At 70.3% G+C, this 13,918-nt stretch carries 12 protein-coding genes; 7 read left to right on the top strand and 5 right to left on the bottom strand.

The annotated features are described in order from the left end of the window. The first annotated feature begins 17 nt into the window (after nucleotides 1-17). The 4 genes from ACFYY7_RS01435 (at nucleotide 18) to ACFYY7_RS01450 (ending at nucleotide 5,850) form a co-directional block, all read left to right on the top strand. Nucleotides 18-863: a DegV family protein gene (locus tag ACFYY7_RS01435; protein ID WP_388655644.1), complete on the top strand. Its 846-nt coding sequence runs from the start codon at nucleotides 18-20 to the stop codon at nucleotides 861-863. 635 nt (nucleotides 864-1,498) lie between these two features. After that, nucleotides 1,499-2,131, top strand: coding sequence for a helix-hairpin-helix domain-containing protein (locus ACFYY7_RS01440; protein WP_388655646.1), 633 nt, complete (start codon nucleotides 1,499-1,501; stop codon nucleotides 2,129-2,131). Then, nucleotides 2,128-4,755, top strand: a complete 2,628-nt coding sequence (locus ACFYY7_RS01445) for a ComEC/Rec2 family competence protein (RefSeq protein WP_388655648.1) — start codon at nucleotides 2,128-2,130, stop codon at nucleotides 4,753-4,755. The genes ACFYY7_RS01440 and ACFYY7_RS01445 overlap by 4 nt, the downstream gene beginning before the upstream one ends. A gap of 210 nt (nucleotides 4,756-4,965) precedes the next feature. Then, nucleotides 4,966-5,850: a YceI family protein gene (locus tag ACFYY7_RS01450; protein WP_388655650.1), complete on the top strand. Its 885-nt coding sequence runs from the start codon at nucleotides 4,966-4,968 to the stop codon at nucleotides 5,848-5,850. Between the two features lie 110 nt (nucleotides 5,851-5,960). Here the strand turns inward: ACFYY7_RS01450 and ACFYY7_RS01455 are convergent, their stop codons facing one another. The 4 genes from ACFYY7_RS01455 to ACFYY7_RS01470 all read right to left on the bottom strand — a co-directional run bounded on the left by ACFYY7_RS01455 (nucleotide 5,961) and on the right by ACFYY7_RS01470 (nucleotide 7,733). After that, entirely contained in the window at nucleotides 5,961-6,428 is a 468-nt protein-coding gene (locus tag ACFYY7_RS01455) for a DUF5959 family protein (RefSeq protein WP_388655651.1), read from the bottom strand. A gap of 80 nt (nucleotides 6,429-6,508) precedes the next feature. Continuing rightward, nucleotides 6,509-6,763, bottom strand: coding sequence for a hypothetical protein (locus ACFYY7_RS01460; protein WP_266733105.1), 255 nt, complete (start codon nucleotides 6,761-6,763; stop codon nucleotides 6,509-6,511). Between the two features lie 65 nt (nucleotides 6,764-6,828). Continuing rightward, a complete protein-coding gene (locus tag ACFYY7_RS01465; RefSeq protein WP_388657071.1) occupies nucleotides 6,829-7,218 on the bottom strand; it encodes an aldo/keto reductase in 390 nt (129 codons plus the stop codon). Beyond that, nucleotides 7,185-7,733, bottom strand: a complete 549-nt coding sequence (locus ACFYY7_RS01470; protein ID WP_388655653.1) for an aldo/keto reductase — start codon at nucleotides 7,731-7,733, stop codon at nucleotides 7,185-7,187. The genes ACFYY7_RS01465 and ACFYY7_RS01470 overlap by 34 nt, the downstream gene beginning before the upstream one ends. Before the next feature lie 279 nt (nucleotides 7,734-8,012). Between ACFYY7_RS01470 and holA the strand changes: the two genes are divergently transcribed. Continuing rightward, nucleotides 8,013-8,999 carry a DNA polymerase III subunit delta gene (gene holA, locus ACFYY7_RS01475; protein ID WP_266733107.1) on the top strand — a complete coding sequence of 329 codons (987 nt, stop codon included), beginning with the start codon at nucleotides 8,013-8,015 and terminating at the stop codon, nucleotides 8,997-8,999. 296 nt (nucleotides 9,000-9,295) lie between these two features. Here holA and rpsT read toward each other — a convergent pair whose 3' ends face one another. Beyond that, nucleotides 9,296-9,562 (bottom strand): 30S ribosomal protein S20, encoded by a 267-nt coding sequence (rpsT, locus tag ACFYY7_RS01480; RefSeq protein ID WP_072483588.1) that lies wholly within the window; start codon nucleotides 9,560-9,562, stop codon nucleotides 9,296-9,298. 215 nt (nucleotides 9,563-9,777) lie between these two features. Here rpsT and lepA point away from each other — a divergent pair, with 215 nt between their 5' ends. After that, the gene (lepA, locus tag ACFYY7_RS01485; protein ID WP_388655655.1) at nucleotides 9,778-11,652 is read left to right on the top strand and encodes a translation elongation factor 4; all 1,875 of its coding nucleotides are present in this window, start codon (nucleotides 9,778-9,780) and stop codon (nucleotides 11,650-11,652) included. Between the two features lie 315 nt (nucleotides 11,653-11,967). Further along, a complete protein-coding gene (locus ACFYY7_RS01490) occupies nucleotides 11,968-13,857 on the top strand; it encodes an AMP-dependent synthetase/ligase (protein WP_388655657.1) in 1,890 nt (629 codons plus the stop codon). Nucleotides 13,858-13,918: the final 61 nt, after the last annotated feature.

Raw genomic sequence — 13,918 nt, forward strand, 5'->3', positions numbered from 1 at the left:
CAGGTAACCTCCCGCTCATGTCCCGCCATGTCGCGATCGTCACCGATTCCACGGCCTACCTGCCGCCCGAGACGATGGAGCGGCACGGCATCACCGCGGTGCCGTTGACCGTCGTCCTCGGTGATCAGGCTCTGGAGGACGGCACCGAGATCTCGGCCCGTTCCCTCGCCGTGGCGCTCCAGAAGCGTCGTCCCGTGACCACGTCCCGGCCGAGTCCCGAGGTGTTCGCCGCCGCGTACCGGGATGCGGCCGAGGCGGGGGCCACCGGCATCGTCTCGCTGCACCTCTCGGCCGAGATCTCGGGTACGTACGACGCCGCCCTGCTCGCGGCGAAGGAGGCGCCGATTCCGGTACGGGTGGTGGACACCGGGATGGTCGCCATGGCCCTCGGATTCTGCGCCCTGGCCTCGGCGGAGACGGCGGAGGCGGGCGGAAGCCTGGACGAGGCGGTCGCGGCCGCGGAGAAGCGGGCAGCGGGCACCTGCGCGTACTTCTACGTCGACACGTTGGACTACCTGCGCCGTGGCGGCCGCATCGGTGCCGCACAGGCCCTGCTGGGGTCGGCACTCGCCGTGAAGCCGCTGCTCCAGCTCGACGGCGGCCGTATCGAACTGCTGGAGAAGGTACGGACGGCCTCGAAGGCGATCGCGCGCCTGGAGGAGATCGTCGCGGAACGGGCGGGCAGCGGCCGAGTGGACATCGCCGTGCACCACCTCGCGGCCCCCGAGCGGGCGGAGCGGCTCGCCGAGAGGCTGCGTGAGCGGGTGCCGGGGCTGGTCGATCTGCATGTGAGCGAGGTGGGCGCGGTGATCGGTGCGCACACCGGACCCGGTCTGCTCGGGGCAGTGGTCTCGCCGCGCTGATCCGGGGCGGGCGGTCCTGCCGGTCACTCGCACGTAACCCTCAGGGGTGGCCGAGTTATCCACAACTGGTCGGTTGTCCACCGGAATTGAGGCTGCTCAGCGGGTTCGGGCAGATGTGCCTACCGTCGTGAGGCATGACTCCCCGATCACCTCGTGCAACCAGCGGCAGCGGCCCCGGACGGGCCCCGGCCTCGGACGTCCGTGTTCGCAGTGGCCCCGGCACCGGACCAGGCGGCGGCGCCGGCACCGGACCAGGCTCGGGGCCGGGCTTCGGGCCCGGCCGGCGACGGGCGTTGCGCGGGGGTGCGAACGCCGTAGCGGCGGCTTCGCGCCGTCGGGCGGACGCGCTCATGACGGGCGGGGCCGGCGGGCGGGTAGCGCGGCCCGTGCTGGGGGCTGCCCCGGCTTCGGTATCTGCTCCGGCCTCGGCCACGGAGCCAGTATCGAACTCGGCCATGGCCCCGGCCCCAGCCATGGCCCCGGCTACGACTCCGGCCCCGGCCCCGGTCTCGACCTCGGTTCCGGTCTCCGGGGCGGCAGGGCGGTGGCGGGAGAGATTGGTTCCTGCGCTGCGGGAACGGATTCCGGTGTGGCTTCAGCTCAGATGCGGCTTGGAGCCAAAGACCCTTGCCGCGTTGGCTGTTGTCCTGGTTGCGGCCGGAGTCTTCGCCGCAGTGCATTTCTGGTCCGCGCGCCCCCAATCCGTGCGCGCCCCCGATCTGGTCGACGAGGCCGCGCACGCCCGGACATCGCCTCCGGCGTCGGAGGACGTCGGAGTGCCGGAGCCCTCACCGGGTCCTCCACCCGCGACAGGGCCGGGCGGGCACATCGTCGTCGACGTGAGCGGAAAGGTGCGAAGGCCCGGGATCCGGCAACTGCCGTCCGGCTCAAGGGTGGTCGACGCGCTACGTGCGGCCGGCGGAGTCCGGGCCGGAGCAGACCTCACCGGGCTCAACCGCGCGCGGGTGCTCATGGACGGCGAGCAGATCGTGGTGGGCGCCCCGTCCGGTCCTCCAACTGAGGGTGGGGCGGGAGGAGTCGCGCTGGGCAGCAGTGGGGTCGGTAGTTCTGTGGCCGGCCCGGTCAGCCTCAACACCGCGACCGTCGAACAACTGGACACGTTGCCCGGCGTCGGCCCGGTCCTCGCCCAGCACATCGTCGACTACCGCGCACAGCACGGCGGTTTCCGGTCCATCGATGAACTGCGTGAGGTCAACGGGATCGGTGACCGCCGGTTCGCCGACCTCCGACCACTGGTGGGGCCATGAGCCACCTGGACGTCCATGCGGCTTCGGGCCGTCGGCTCGGTCTCTCCGAACCGCGGCAGGAGGGCCCGGCCGATCTCCGTCTGGTCCCGCCTGCCTTGGCGGCCTGGGCCGGAGCGGCGCTGGCGCTGAGCGCGCCGGGGCGTTGGACCACGGCAGGCGTGATGCTCTGCGTGGGCACGGCCATGGTGCTCCTGGCCATGGCGGGAGCCTCGGCAACCCGGGCGCTGCGCAGGTCGGCCGAGGACGAAGAGGGAGGCGAGAGCGAGGGCGAAGGGGAGTCCCGGGACGCGGAGGCGGGCGAGGAAGGGGCGAGGTGCGAGGCCGCGTCACGCGGTCGGCGGAGGCCACGGGCCACGGCGACCGCCACTGCCGCCGCCGCGGCCTTGCTCTGTGCGGCGGCCGGGGCCGCATCGGCCGGGTTGCACAGCGAGGACGTACGGCAGGGGCCGGTCCATGCGCTGGCCCAGCGGTTCGCGAGGGTCGAGGCGGAGGTGACGGTGACGTCCGATGCCCGGCGGACCACGCCGCGGGTGCGGGGCGACCACAGCATGCCCGCCGCCCTCCTCGTGGACGCCGAGATCACCCGGCTGACCGGGCCCGACGGCGCGGTCACCAGGCTGAGTACGCCGGTGCTGCTGATCATCTCGCCCGGCGGATCGACGGGGCAGTGGCAGCAGTTGCTCCCCTCCACCCACCTGCGCGTCGGCGGCCGGCTTTCGCCGCCGCTGCACGACGGGGAGCGCAGTGCCGCCGTGCTGCGGCCCGAGGGCAAGGGGCCGCCTCGCGTCATCGGCCCCCCTTCCGCTCTCCAGCGCACGGCAGGCGCTCTGCGCGGCGGACTGCGGCAGGCCACCGAACGGCTGGATCCCGATGCGAAGGCCCTTCTCCCGGGCCTGGTGGTCGGCGACACGTCACGGATCACCCCCGAACTGCACGAGGCGTTCAAGGCCGCCGATCTCACCCACCTGATGGCGGTCTCCGGCTCCAACCTCGCGATCCTTCTTATTCTCCTCATCGGACCACCGGGCACGGCGCTCCGGGCCGAACGCCGCGGGCTGGCACCCCGGTTGGGGATCCCACTGCGGTTCACGGCACTGCTCGGCGGCGGGCTCACGCTTGCCTTCGTCATCGTCTGCCGCCCTGAGCCGAGCGTTCTGCGGGCGGCGGCCTGCGGGCTGATCACCCTGCTCGCCATCGGAACGGGGCGGCGCAGATCGCTGATTCCCGCGCTGGCAGCCGCTGTTCTCCTGCTGGTGCTCCACGACCCGTGGCTTGCGCGCAGTTACGGCTTCGTCCTCTCCGTGCTGGCCACCGGCGCCCTGCTGACGATCGCCCCGAGATGGAGCGATGCACTGCAACGGCGCGGAGTTCCGGCCCGGCTCGCCGAGGCGCTGGCCGCGGCAGCCGCTGCGCAGGCGGTGTGCGCGCCGGTGGTCGTGCTGCTCGCCTCCCGGGTCAGCCTGGTGGCGATTCCGTGCAATCTGCTGGCCGAGCCGGCGGTGGCACCGGCCACGGTCCTGGGATTCGCCGCGCTCGCCCTGGCGCCGGTGGCCATACCGGTGGCGGAGTTGCTCGCCCGGATCGCGGGGTGGCCGACCGGTTGGATCGCCACGGTGGCCCGCACCGGGGCGGCCCTGCCCGGGGCGGAGATCGACTGGCCCGACGGCGGGAAGGGGGCGGTGCTGCTCACCGCGCTGACCGCTCTGGTGGTGCTCTTCGCCCGGCGAATCGTGCGGCACCCCTGGGTCTGTTCGGCCGCCGCGCTGCTGTTGATCCTCGCAGTGCTGCGCCCGGTGCCGTTCACCCGGGTGCTGACCGGATGGCCGCCGCCGGGCTGGACGTTCGCGATGTGCGACGTGGGCCAGGGGGACGCCCTGGTGCTGGCGGCGGGGGACGGTGCGGGGGTGGTCGTCGACGCGGGCCCCGATCCTTCGCTCGTCGACCGGTGCCTTCGCGACCTCGGCATCACCGAGGTGCCGTTCCTGGTCCTCACGCATTTTCACGCCGACCATGTGCGGGGCCTGCCAGGGGTGTTGCGGGGCAGGGCGGTGGGTGCGATCGAGACGACGAGCCTGGACGAACCGCCGGACCAGGTCGCGTTCGTACGGAGAACGGCGGCCGAATCGCATGTGCCCCTGGTGCGGGCCGCGCCTGGGGAACGCCGCCGGATCGGGGCGCTCGACTGGCGGGTCCTCTGGCCGGCGAGCGCCACGGGAGCCGGCGGAACAGCGATGGGCCAGGGCACCGGCCCCGTACCGCTGGAGCCGAACGATGCCAGTGTCACCCTGTACGTCCGAACCGGCGGGTTGACCCTGCTGCTCCTGGGAGACCTCGAACCACAGGCCCAGCAAGGTGTGTTGCGCCGATATCCCGCACTGCCGAGGGTGGACGTGCTCAAGGTCGCGCATCACGGCTCAGCGCATCAGGACCCCGCGCTGCTGCGCAGTGCGCGTCCGCGGTTCGCCCTGGTGAGCGTGGGCAGGGACAACCCGTACGGTCACCCGGCCGCGCGAACCGTCGAGGCGCTCCGAGCGGGCGGCGCCGTGGTGCTGCGTACGGACACCGATGGCGCGATCGCCCTGACGGGTGCCGGGCCGGGGCTGCGGGCGGTGGGCCGGTCATGACCGGAACGAGCCGCGTGTGCCCGGCCGCGGGGCAAAACCGGACCTTCGGTAACACCTCCGCCCAAGCCATTCCAAGCCCCTCCGAGCTGCTCTGTTTGCCTCGAACGGCACAATGGTGATCGAATGCATGCTCGTCGGTGGGCCGCTGCTCCGACAGAGACGTCCAGCCGCCGGGCCCCAAGGTGAATCGTCCCCGGGGGAAGGTGAAACATGTTCGGTCGTTGGCTGAACAGCAGGCGAGCGACGGGCGTGGCGCAGGGCAATGCCCTGGCCGGGCTGGAAGTGCCACGCACTGCCGGATTGCTCAGTTGCCGGGTGCTCGACCCGGTCAACGCGGTCGTGCCGCAGGCCGAGTTCGTGGTCACCGACGGCGCGGGCCGCAAGGTCTTCGGCGGTGAGACCGACCCGTTCGGCAATGTCCTCGCCACCGTCCCGGCCGGTGAGTACCGGCTGGCCGTCACGGCCGAGGGCTTCACCCCGTTCCATGCGTCGGCCACTGTGGCCGAGGGCGGTCACGCGAGTCTGGGCGATGTGACCCTGCAACTGTCCGCGCCTCCGCAGCTTCCCGCACCGGGGGAGTGGGAAGTCGAGCCGATGCATTCACAGATCGGCTTCACGGCCCGGCACATCGGTCTGGCGCGCATCCACGGCCGGTTCAACAACTTCGCGGGTGCCGTGCGGATAGCCGACCGCATGGAGGACTCGGCCATGCACGTGATCATCGACGCCGCGTCGATCGACACGAATGTCCAGATGCGGGACGACCATCTGCGCTCCAGCGACTTCCTCGACGTCGGGCGCTACCCGACGATGGAGTTCTACAGCGACCGCTTCGTCCACCGGGGCGGCACCCGCTGGGGCGTCACCGGTGCGCTCACGCTGCACGGCGTCAGCCGCACGGTCACCCTGGACACCCAGTATCTCGGCCTGGGCAACGGCCTGGAGGGCGAGACCCGCGCCGCCTGCCGGGCCACCACGGAACTGCACCGCGAGGACTTCACCCTCACCTGGCAGACCATGCTGGCCCGAGGCATCGCGGCCGTCGGATCCAGCATCTCCATAGACATGGACATCCAGATCGTCCCCAAGACCTGAGCCGCGGGCGCCCTGCCAAGAACTCCTGGCGGAATGATCTCTGCATACCGGGACCGCCTGGGGGCGCCAACCGCAGGAGATCGGTTTCGGCCGGCGTCGGCCGGCTCGCTTCACCTCCAGTAGTTCAGTGCCCGCGGTGATGTGACCACTTCGTTCGGCCAGGTCCTCCGCACCTGCTCGTACTGCCTGCGCAGGTCATCGACCCAGCCGTGGCCCACGTCCAACCAGACTCGTACCAGGAGATCGACTCGGCTTCGTCCTTTACCGTGACGAGTGACGATGGGGACGGGCACCGAAAACTGGCGGTCGATCTCAATTCGGATCTCGGTATTGCGCAGCCAGCGGACGGCACTGCCGGCTGCAAGCTCGTCCAGGGCCGAGTGCCAGTCGTCCAGATCCTCGGGTGACAGACGCACCTCGAGGCGCCCGTTGGCGAAGCCACTCGTGACGATGATCTCGGCGCCGAGGTAGTCGTTGTACGGAGTCGCCCCCGGTATGTGCCGACCCAGTACTCGCAGCCGAACGCTACTGTCCGCGCCGGCCATGTGGATCAAGTCCACCCCGTCGTCCTCAACCACGAGCCCTCCCGAAACCCAAGACGATCACCGTCGTCACGCAGGACTCACGGACCGACGCTCACGTCTCGAAGATCATTCAGTCAGGAGTTCTGAGGCGCTTCGAGCCACCCCTCGTACTCCGCGGCGAAGGCATCCAGCGCCGAGGAGTCCAGCCGCCCCGACGGGTCCTCCACGACCACCAGCCACTGGGCGTCCTCGGCGTCGTCCTCACCGGCCAGCGCATCGCGTACGAGCTGGGGCTCCTCGGCGACCCCGAACCGGTCGGCGAGCTCTCCGGCCACCTCCTCGGCGGCATCGCGGTCGGGCAGCACCAGCACATGTCTCACATCGCTCACCTGCCCATTCTTCCCTACTGGGTGTGCCGCACGGCCCGGCGAGGAGGCTTCTGGCCGGACAGCCCTCAGCGGCCGTTCATGTGCATCACGCTCTCGGGGTACCGGCTGCCGGCGACCACCGACGGCGGCAGCGGCGTGTCCAGGCGCCGCAGCTCGTCCGGGACGAGCGTGAGTTCCGCCGCCGCGAGGTTCTCCTCCAGCGTCGGCCTGCGCTTCGTACCGGGGATCGGCACGATGTCGTCGCCCCGGTGCAGCAGCCAGGCGAGCGACACCTGCGCCGGGGTCGCACCGCACCCGCGGGCGACGTCCCGGACCACGTCGGCGGCCGCGGAATTGATCCTGAAATTATCGCCCTGGAATCGCGGATCGTGCCTTCGGTAGTCGTTCTCCGGATATTCCTCCGCGCGGATCGCCGTGCCGGTCAGGAATCCTCGACCCAGCGGTGAATCAGGAATCCTCGACCCAGCGGTGAATAGGGAACGAGGCCGATTCCCAGATCTCGGATCACCGGCAGGATCTCCTGCTCCAGATGGCGTTCCCAGAGCGAGTACTCCGTCTGGAGAACCGATACGGGACAGACCTCGTGAGCCCGGCGGACGGTGCTCGCTCCCGCCTCCGAGAGGCCGAAGTGGAGAACCTTTCCGGCCGCGATGAGTTCGCCGACCGCCCCGGCCACGTCCTCGATCGGCACCTCCAGGTCCACCCGGTGCTGGTGGAGCAGGTCGATCCGGTCCGTACCCAGTCGGCTCAGGCTCCCGTCGACCGCCTCGCGTATGTGCTCGGGCCGGCTGTTGAGCGCGCCCCGTGCGGTGCCCTCGTACTCCCAGCCGAACTTCGTCGCGACGACCGCGTCGTCCCGGCGGCCGCGCAGTGCCCTGCCTAAGAGTTCTTCGTTGACGAACGGGCCGTAGGACTCCGCGGTGTCGAAGAAATCGCAGCCGAGGTCGAGGGCCCGACGGATGGTCCTCATGGACTCCGTGTCGTCCGGAGTTCCATATTTCTGACTCATTCCCATGCATCCCGGCCCGAGGGCGGAAACCTCCAGTCCGGTATTGCCGAGACGGCGGCGTGGAATCATTGACGAACTCGATTCGGGTTCTCCTCTGGAATTCGCTTGATCCGTTGTCGCGGCAGGAATCCTGGCAATGTGCAGAATTTTCCTGCCAGGGCGAGCAGAGCGAGCGGAGGGCCGGGCGGGCGGGGGAGGGAGACCGGGAGCTGTCAGTGGTGCATGGGATGCTGGACGACGATGGCCACCAGAAGGAATTCCACCGACGACCCGCTCGCCCCCCTCACGCTCGCCGTGGGCCAGGAGGACCTGCTCCTCGACCGCGCCGTGCAACAGGTGGTGGCGGCGGCTCGGGCCTCCGACCCCGACACGGATGTCCGAGACCTCACCTCCGACCAGCTCCAGCCCGGCACCCTGGCCGAGCTGACGAGCCCGTCGCTCTTCGCCGAGCGCAAGGTGGTGATCGTGCGCAATGCGCAGGATCTCTCCGCCGACACGGTCAAGGACGTCAAGGCGTATCTCGGCGACCCGGTCGAGGAGATCACCCTTGTGCTCCTGCACGCGGGCGGCGCCAAGGGCAAGGGGCTGCTGGACGCGGCGCGCAAGGCGGGTGCGCGGGAGGTCGCCTGCCCGAAGACGACCAAGCCGGCCGAGCGGCTCTCGTTCGTACGGTCGGAGTTCCGGGCGCTGGGGCGCTCGGCTACGCCCGAGGCGTGCCAGGCGCTGGTCGACTCCATCGGCAGCGATCTGCGGGAGCTGGCGAGTGCGGTCTCGCAGCTGGTCGCGGATGTCGAGGGCACCATCGACGAGGCGGTCGTCGCCCGTTACTACACGGGCCGCGCCGAGGCGTCGAGCTTCACGGTCGCCGACCGTGCGGTGGAGGGCCGGGCGGCGGAGGCGCTGGAGGCGCTGCGCTGGTCGCTGTCGACCGGGGTGGCGCCGGTGCTGATCACGAGTGCGCTGGCGCAGGGCGTACGGGCGATCGGCAAGCTGTCCTCGGCCCGCGGCGGGCGGCCCGCCGACCTCGCCCGTGAGCTGGGGATGCCGCCGTGGAAGATCGACCGGGTGCGGCAGCAGATGCGTGGCTGGACACCCGACGGGGTGGCCCTCGCCCTGCGGGCGGTCGCGGAGGCCGACGCGGGGGTCAAGGGCGGCGGCGACGACCCGGAGTACGCCCTGGAGAAGGCCGTGGTCGCGATCGCGCGGGCGGCACGGTCGGGGCGGTGAGCCCGGGGCCGGGTGACCACACCGGCCCCGCCCGGCCACGGGCACGTATGCCGAAGGTTCCGCCCGGCCACGAGTACGTACGCCGAAGGCCCAGCCCCGAAGGCCCCGCCCCGCACTGAGTGCGTACGCCGAAGGCCCCGGTCTCGCTCTGGGGAGAGCTGAGGCCGGGGCCTTCGGTTCGCGCTTGGTGCGCCGCACCCGCGTGGCGAACGCAGGTTCGGTGTGCGGCGCGGGGTGCCGGTCAGGAACGGGAGAGAGGGCCCGCTGGGTCCGTCCCGGCGATCACATCAGAATGCTCAGCCCTGGAGGGAGGCAACCTTGGAGGCCAGCGCCGACTTCTTGTTGGCGGCGGCGTTCTTGTGGATGACACCCTTCGAGACGGCCTTGTCGAGCGCGCGGGAGGCGTCGCGAGCGGCCGAGGTGGCCTTCTCGACGTCACCGGCGGCGGCAGCCTCACGGGCCTTGCGGATAGCGGTCTTGAGCGAGGACTTGACGGCCTTGTTGCGCAGGCGCGCCTTCTCGTTCGTCTTGTTCCGCTTGATCTGGGACTTGATGTTCGCCACGAAAGAGCCTTTTCAGGTTCGTTGGATCTTCGATGTGCGCCCCACGGCCTGAGAGAGTCGCGAGGCACAGCTGTCAACGGTACCAGCCCCACTCCGACCGGCCCAAACCGGTCTCCGCCCCGCAACCATGGGACGATGGAGGCTACGTATCGATCCGACCGACCCGACATCGACCCGAGACACGGCGTTCGGCGTCTCAAGAATCAGGACCCTGCGTGCCCGCGACTCCTACCAACGTGCCCGAGCCGAGCCGTACCGACCCGGCGCTGATCCGCAACTTCTGCATCATCGCGCACATCGACCACGGCAAGTCGACCCTTGCCGACCGGATGCTCCAGCTGACCGGTGTGGTCGACCAGCGGCAGATGCGTGCTCAGTACCTCGACCGGATGGACATCGAGCGCGAGCGCGGCATCACCATCAAGTCCCAGGCGGTGCGGCTGCCCTGGGCGCCCACCACGGGCGAGGGCCAGGGCCGCACCCATGTCCTCAACATGATCGACACCCCGGGCCACGTGGACTTCACCTACGAGGTCTCCCGCTCGCTCGCCGCCTGCGAGGGCACGGTCCTGCTGGTCGACGCCGCGCAGGGCATCGAGGCCCAGACCCTGGCCAACCTCTACCTGGCGATGGAGAACGACCTCACCATCGTCCCGGTGCTCAACAAGATCGACCTGCCGGCCGCGCAGCCCGAGAAGTTCTCCGAGGAGCTGGCCAACCTCATCGGCTGCCAGCCGGAGGACGTGCTCAAGGTCTCCGCGAAGACCGGCGTCGGAGTGGACGCGCTGCTCGACCGGGTGGTCAGGGACGTCCCGGCCCCGATCGGCCAGGCGGACGCCCCGGCCCGCGCGATGATCTTCGACTCGGTCTACGACTCGTACCGAGGCGTCGTCACGTACGTCCGTGTGGTCGACGGCCAGCTCAACAAGCGCGAGCGCATCAGGATGATGTCCACCGGCGCCACCCACGAGCTGCTGGAGATCGGGGTCTCCTCCCCGGAGATGACCCCGGCCGACGGCCTCGGCGTGGGCGAGGTCGGCTACATCATCACCGGTGTGAAGGACGTCCGGCAGTCCAAGGTCGGTGACACCATCACCTCCCTGAACAAGGGCGCGACCGAGGCGCTGGGCGGCTACAAGGACCCCAAGCCGATGGTGTTCTCGGGTCTGTACCCGCTGGACGGATCGGACTACCCGGATCTGCGCGAGGCGCTGGACAAGCTCCAGCTCAACGACGCCGCCCTGGTGTACGAGCCGGAGACCTCCGCGGCTCTCGGCTTCGGCTTCCGTGTCGGCTTCCTCGGTCTGCTCCACCTCGACGTGATCCGGGAGCGGCTGGAGCGCGAGTTCGGCCTCGAACTCATCGCCACCGCCCCCAACGTGGTCTACCGCGTCGACATGGAGGACGGCACCGAGCACACCGTCACCAACCCGAGCGAATTCCCCGAGGGCAAGATCGACAAGGTGCACGAGCCCGTCGTGCGCGCCACGGTCCTGGCCCCCAGCGAGTTCATCGGCGCGATCATGGAGCTCTGCCAGAACCGGCGCGGCACCCTGCTCGGCATGGACTACCTCTCCGAGGACCGGGTCGAGATCCGCTACACCCTGCCGCTCGCCGAGATCGTCTTCGACTTCTTCGACCAGCTGAAGTCCAAGACCCGGGGTTACGCCTCGCTCGACTACGAGCCCACCGGCGAGCAGTCCGCCCAGCTCGTCAAGGTCGACATCCTGCTGCACGGCGACAAGGTCGACGCGTTCTCCGCGGTCACGCACAAGGACAAGGCGTACGCGTATGGCGTCCGGCTCGTCGCCAAGCTGCGCGAGCTGATCCCGCGGCAGAACTTCGAGGTGCCGATCCAGGCCGCCATCGGCTCCCGGGTCATCGCCCGTGAGACCGTCCGCGCCATCCGCAAGGACGTCCTCGCCAAGTGCTACGGCGGTGACATCTCCCGTAAGCGGAAGCTGCTGGAGAAGCAGAAGGAGGGCAAGAAGCGGATGAAGATGGTCGGCAACGTGGAGGTGCCGCAGGAGGCCTTCATCGCCGTGCTGTCCACGGACGAGTCGGGCGGCGAGAGCAAGGGCAAGAAGTAGTAGCCCGCCCGAGCCACGCCCGAGCCGCACCTGGGCCACGTCCGAGCGGCACCCGGGCCACGCCTGGGCTGCCGCACCCGCTCCACCCTCCGGTACCCCGAACGGGCCCCCGCGTCGCAGCATCTCGCGACGCGGGGGCCCGTTTGTTATGAAGCGGCGGCTCGTTGCCCCTTACGCGGTGGACGCGGGCGCTCTACCCTGATCACGGCTTCGTAGTTACTCACCAGTTAAACAAGCCCCGCGAGGAACAGCCGCGAGGAACAAGCAGCAACCAGCAGCCGGTCGTGAAGCACTGCCGCAGGCCCGGAGGACGTCGTGAGCGACACACTGACCTTGATCGAGAACCGACCGCCCTCCGTGGCGAACCTCTTCATCGACCGCGTGGCGGCCACCCCGGACGGGGAGGCCTACCGCTACCCCGTCCCCGCGGCCACCGGTGCGGGACCCGATGAGTGGAAGTCGCTGAGCTGGGCGCAGGCCGCCGAGCGGGTCTACGCCATCGCGGCCGGGCTCATCGGTCTGGGCGTGAAGCCGGAGGAGCGGATCGCGCTCGCCGCCGGCACGCGGGTGGAATGGATCCTCGTCGACCTCGGTGTCATGTGCGCGGGTGCCGCCACCACCACGATCTACCCGTCGACCAATGCCGAGGAGTCGGCGTTCATCCTCTCCGACTCGGACAGCCGGGTGCTCATCGCCGAGGACGCCGCCCAGCTGGCCAAGGCCCGCGAGCGCCGCGCCGAGCTGCCGGACCTCGCCCATGTCGTCGTCATCGACCCCGAGGGCGCCGACCCCGCCGAGGGCGACCCCGAGGGCTGGGTGCTCACCCTCGCCGAGCTGGAGGCCCGCGGCGCCGAGTACCTGGCGCAGCACCCCGAGGCGATCAAGGAGCGGGTCGCCGCCATCACGGCCGACCAGCTGGCCACCCTGATCTACACCTCGGGCACCACCGGCCGCCCCAAGGGCGTGCGCCTGCCGCACGACAACTGGTCGTACATGGCCAAGGCCACCGTGGCCACCGGCCTCATCACCGCCGACGACGTCCAGTACCTCTGGCTGCCGCTCGCGCACGTCTTCGGCAAGGTCCTCACCTCCGGCCAGATCGAGGTCGGCCACGTCACCGCCGTCGACGGCCGGGTCGACAAGATCATCGAGAACCTGCCGGTGGTCCAGCCGACGTACATGGCCGCGGTGCCCCGCATCTTCGAGAAGGTGTACAACGGCGTCGCCGCCAAGGCGCGGGCCGGCGGCGGGGCCAAGTACAAGATCTTCCAGTGGGCGGCCGGGGTCGCCCGCGAGTACGCGACGGTCTCGCAGGACAACTTCCGGCGCACCGGCACGGCCTCCGTCCCGTTCGGGCTCGGCGCCAAGCACAAGGTCGCCGACACCCTCGTCTTCGCCAAGATCCGTGAGGCCTTCGGCGGCCGGCTGCGCGCCTGCGTCTCCGGCTCCGCCGCCCTCGCCCCCGACATCGGCCTCTTCTTCTCCGGCGCCGGGATCCACATCCTGGAGGGCTACGGCCTCACCGAGTCCAGCGCCGCCTCCTTCGTCAACCCGGGCGAGGCCTACCGCACCGGCACCGTCGGCAAGCCGCTCCCCGGCACCGAGGTACGGATCGCGGACGACGGCGAGATCCTGCTGCGCGGCCCCGGCCTGATGGAGGGCTACCACGGGCAGCCGGAGAAGACCGCCGAGGTACTGGAGCCGGACGGCTGGTTCCACACCGGCGACATCGGCGAGCTGTCCGTGGACGGCTACCTCCGGATCACCGACCGCAAGAAGGACCTGATCAAGACGTCCGGCGGCAAGTACATCGCCCCGGCGGAGGTCGAGGGACAGTTCAAGGCGGTCTGCCCGTTCGTCTCCAACATCCTGGTGCACGGCGCGGACCGGAACTTCTGCACCGCGTTGATCGCGCTCGACGAGCCGACCATCCTCGGCTGGGCCGCCGAGAACGGCCTGGGCGGCAAGCCGTACGCCGAAGTGGTCGCCTCCCCGCAGGCCGTCGCGCTCATCGAGGGCTACGTGAAGCGGCTCAACGAGGGCCTGCAGCGCTGGCAGACCATCAAGAAGTTCCGGCTGCTGCCCCGCGACCTGGACATCGAGCACGGCGAGCTGACGCCCAGCCTCAAGCTGAAGCGGCCGGTCGTCGAGCGCGCGTACAAGGGCCTCATCGACGACATGTACGCGGGGACCCGCGAGGCATAGGGCCTGCCCCCACGGTGTTCCTCCCCGCTCTTTTTCTCTGCTCACTTCGGCAACTCGTTGC

Origin of the sequence: Streptomyces sp. NPDC001933, assembly GCF_042890955.1 — a bacterium.
Lineage (GTDB): Bacteria > Actinomycetota > Actinomycetes > Streptomycetales > Streptomycetaceae > Streptomyces.

Coding starts and splice junctions, on each gene's coding strand:
- ACFYY7_RS01435 (WP_388655644.1), top strand. CDS start 18: ATGTCCCGCCATGTCGCGATCGTCACCGATTCCACGGCCTACCTGCCG.
- ACFYY7_RS01445 (WP_388655648.1), top strand. CDS start 2,128: ATGAGCCACCTGGACGTCCATGCGGCTTCGGGCCGTCGGCTCGGTCTC.
- ACFYY7_RS01450 (WP_388655650.1), top strand. CDS start 4,966: ATGTTCGGTCGTTGGCTGAACAGCAGGCGAGCGACGGGCGTGGCGCAG.
- ACFYY7_RS01470 (WP_388655653.1), bottom strand. CDS start 7,733: ATGAGGACCATCCGTCGGGCCCTCGACCTCGGCTGCGATTTCTTCGAC.
- holA (WP_266733107.1), top strand. CDS start 8,013: ATGGCCACCAGAAGGAATTCCACCGACGACCCGCTCGCCCCCCTCACG.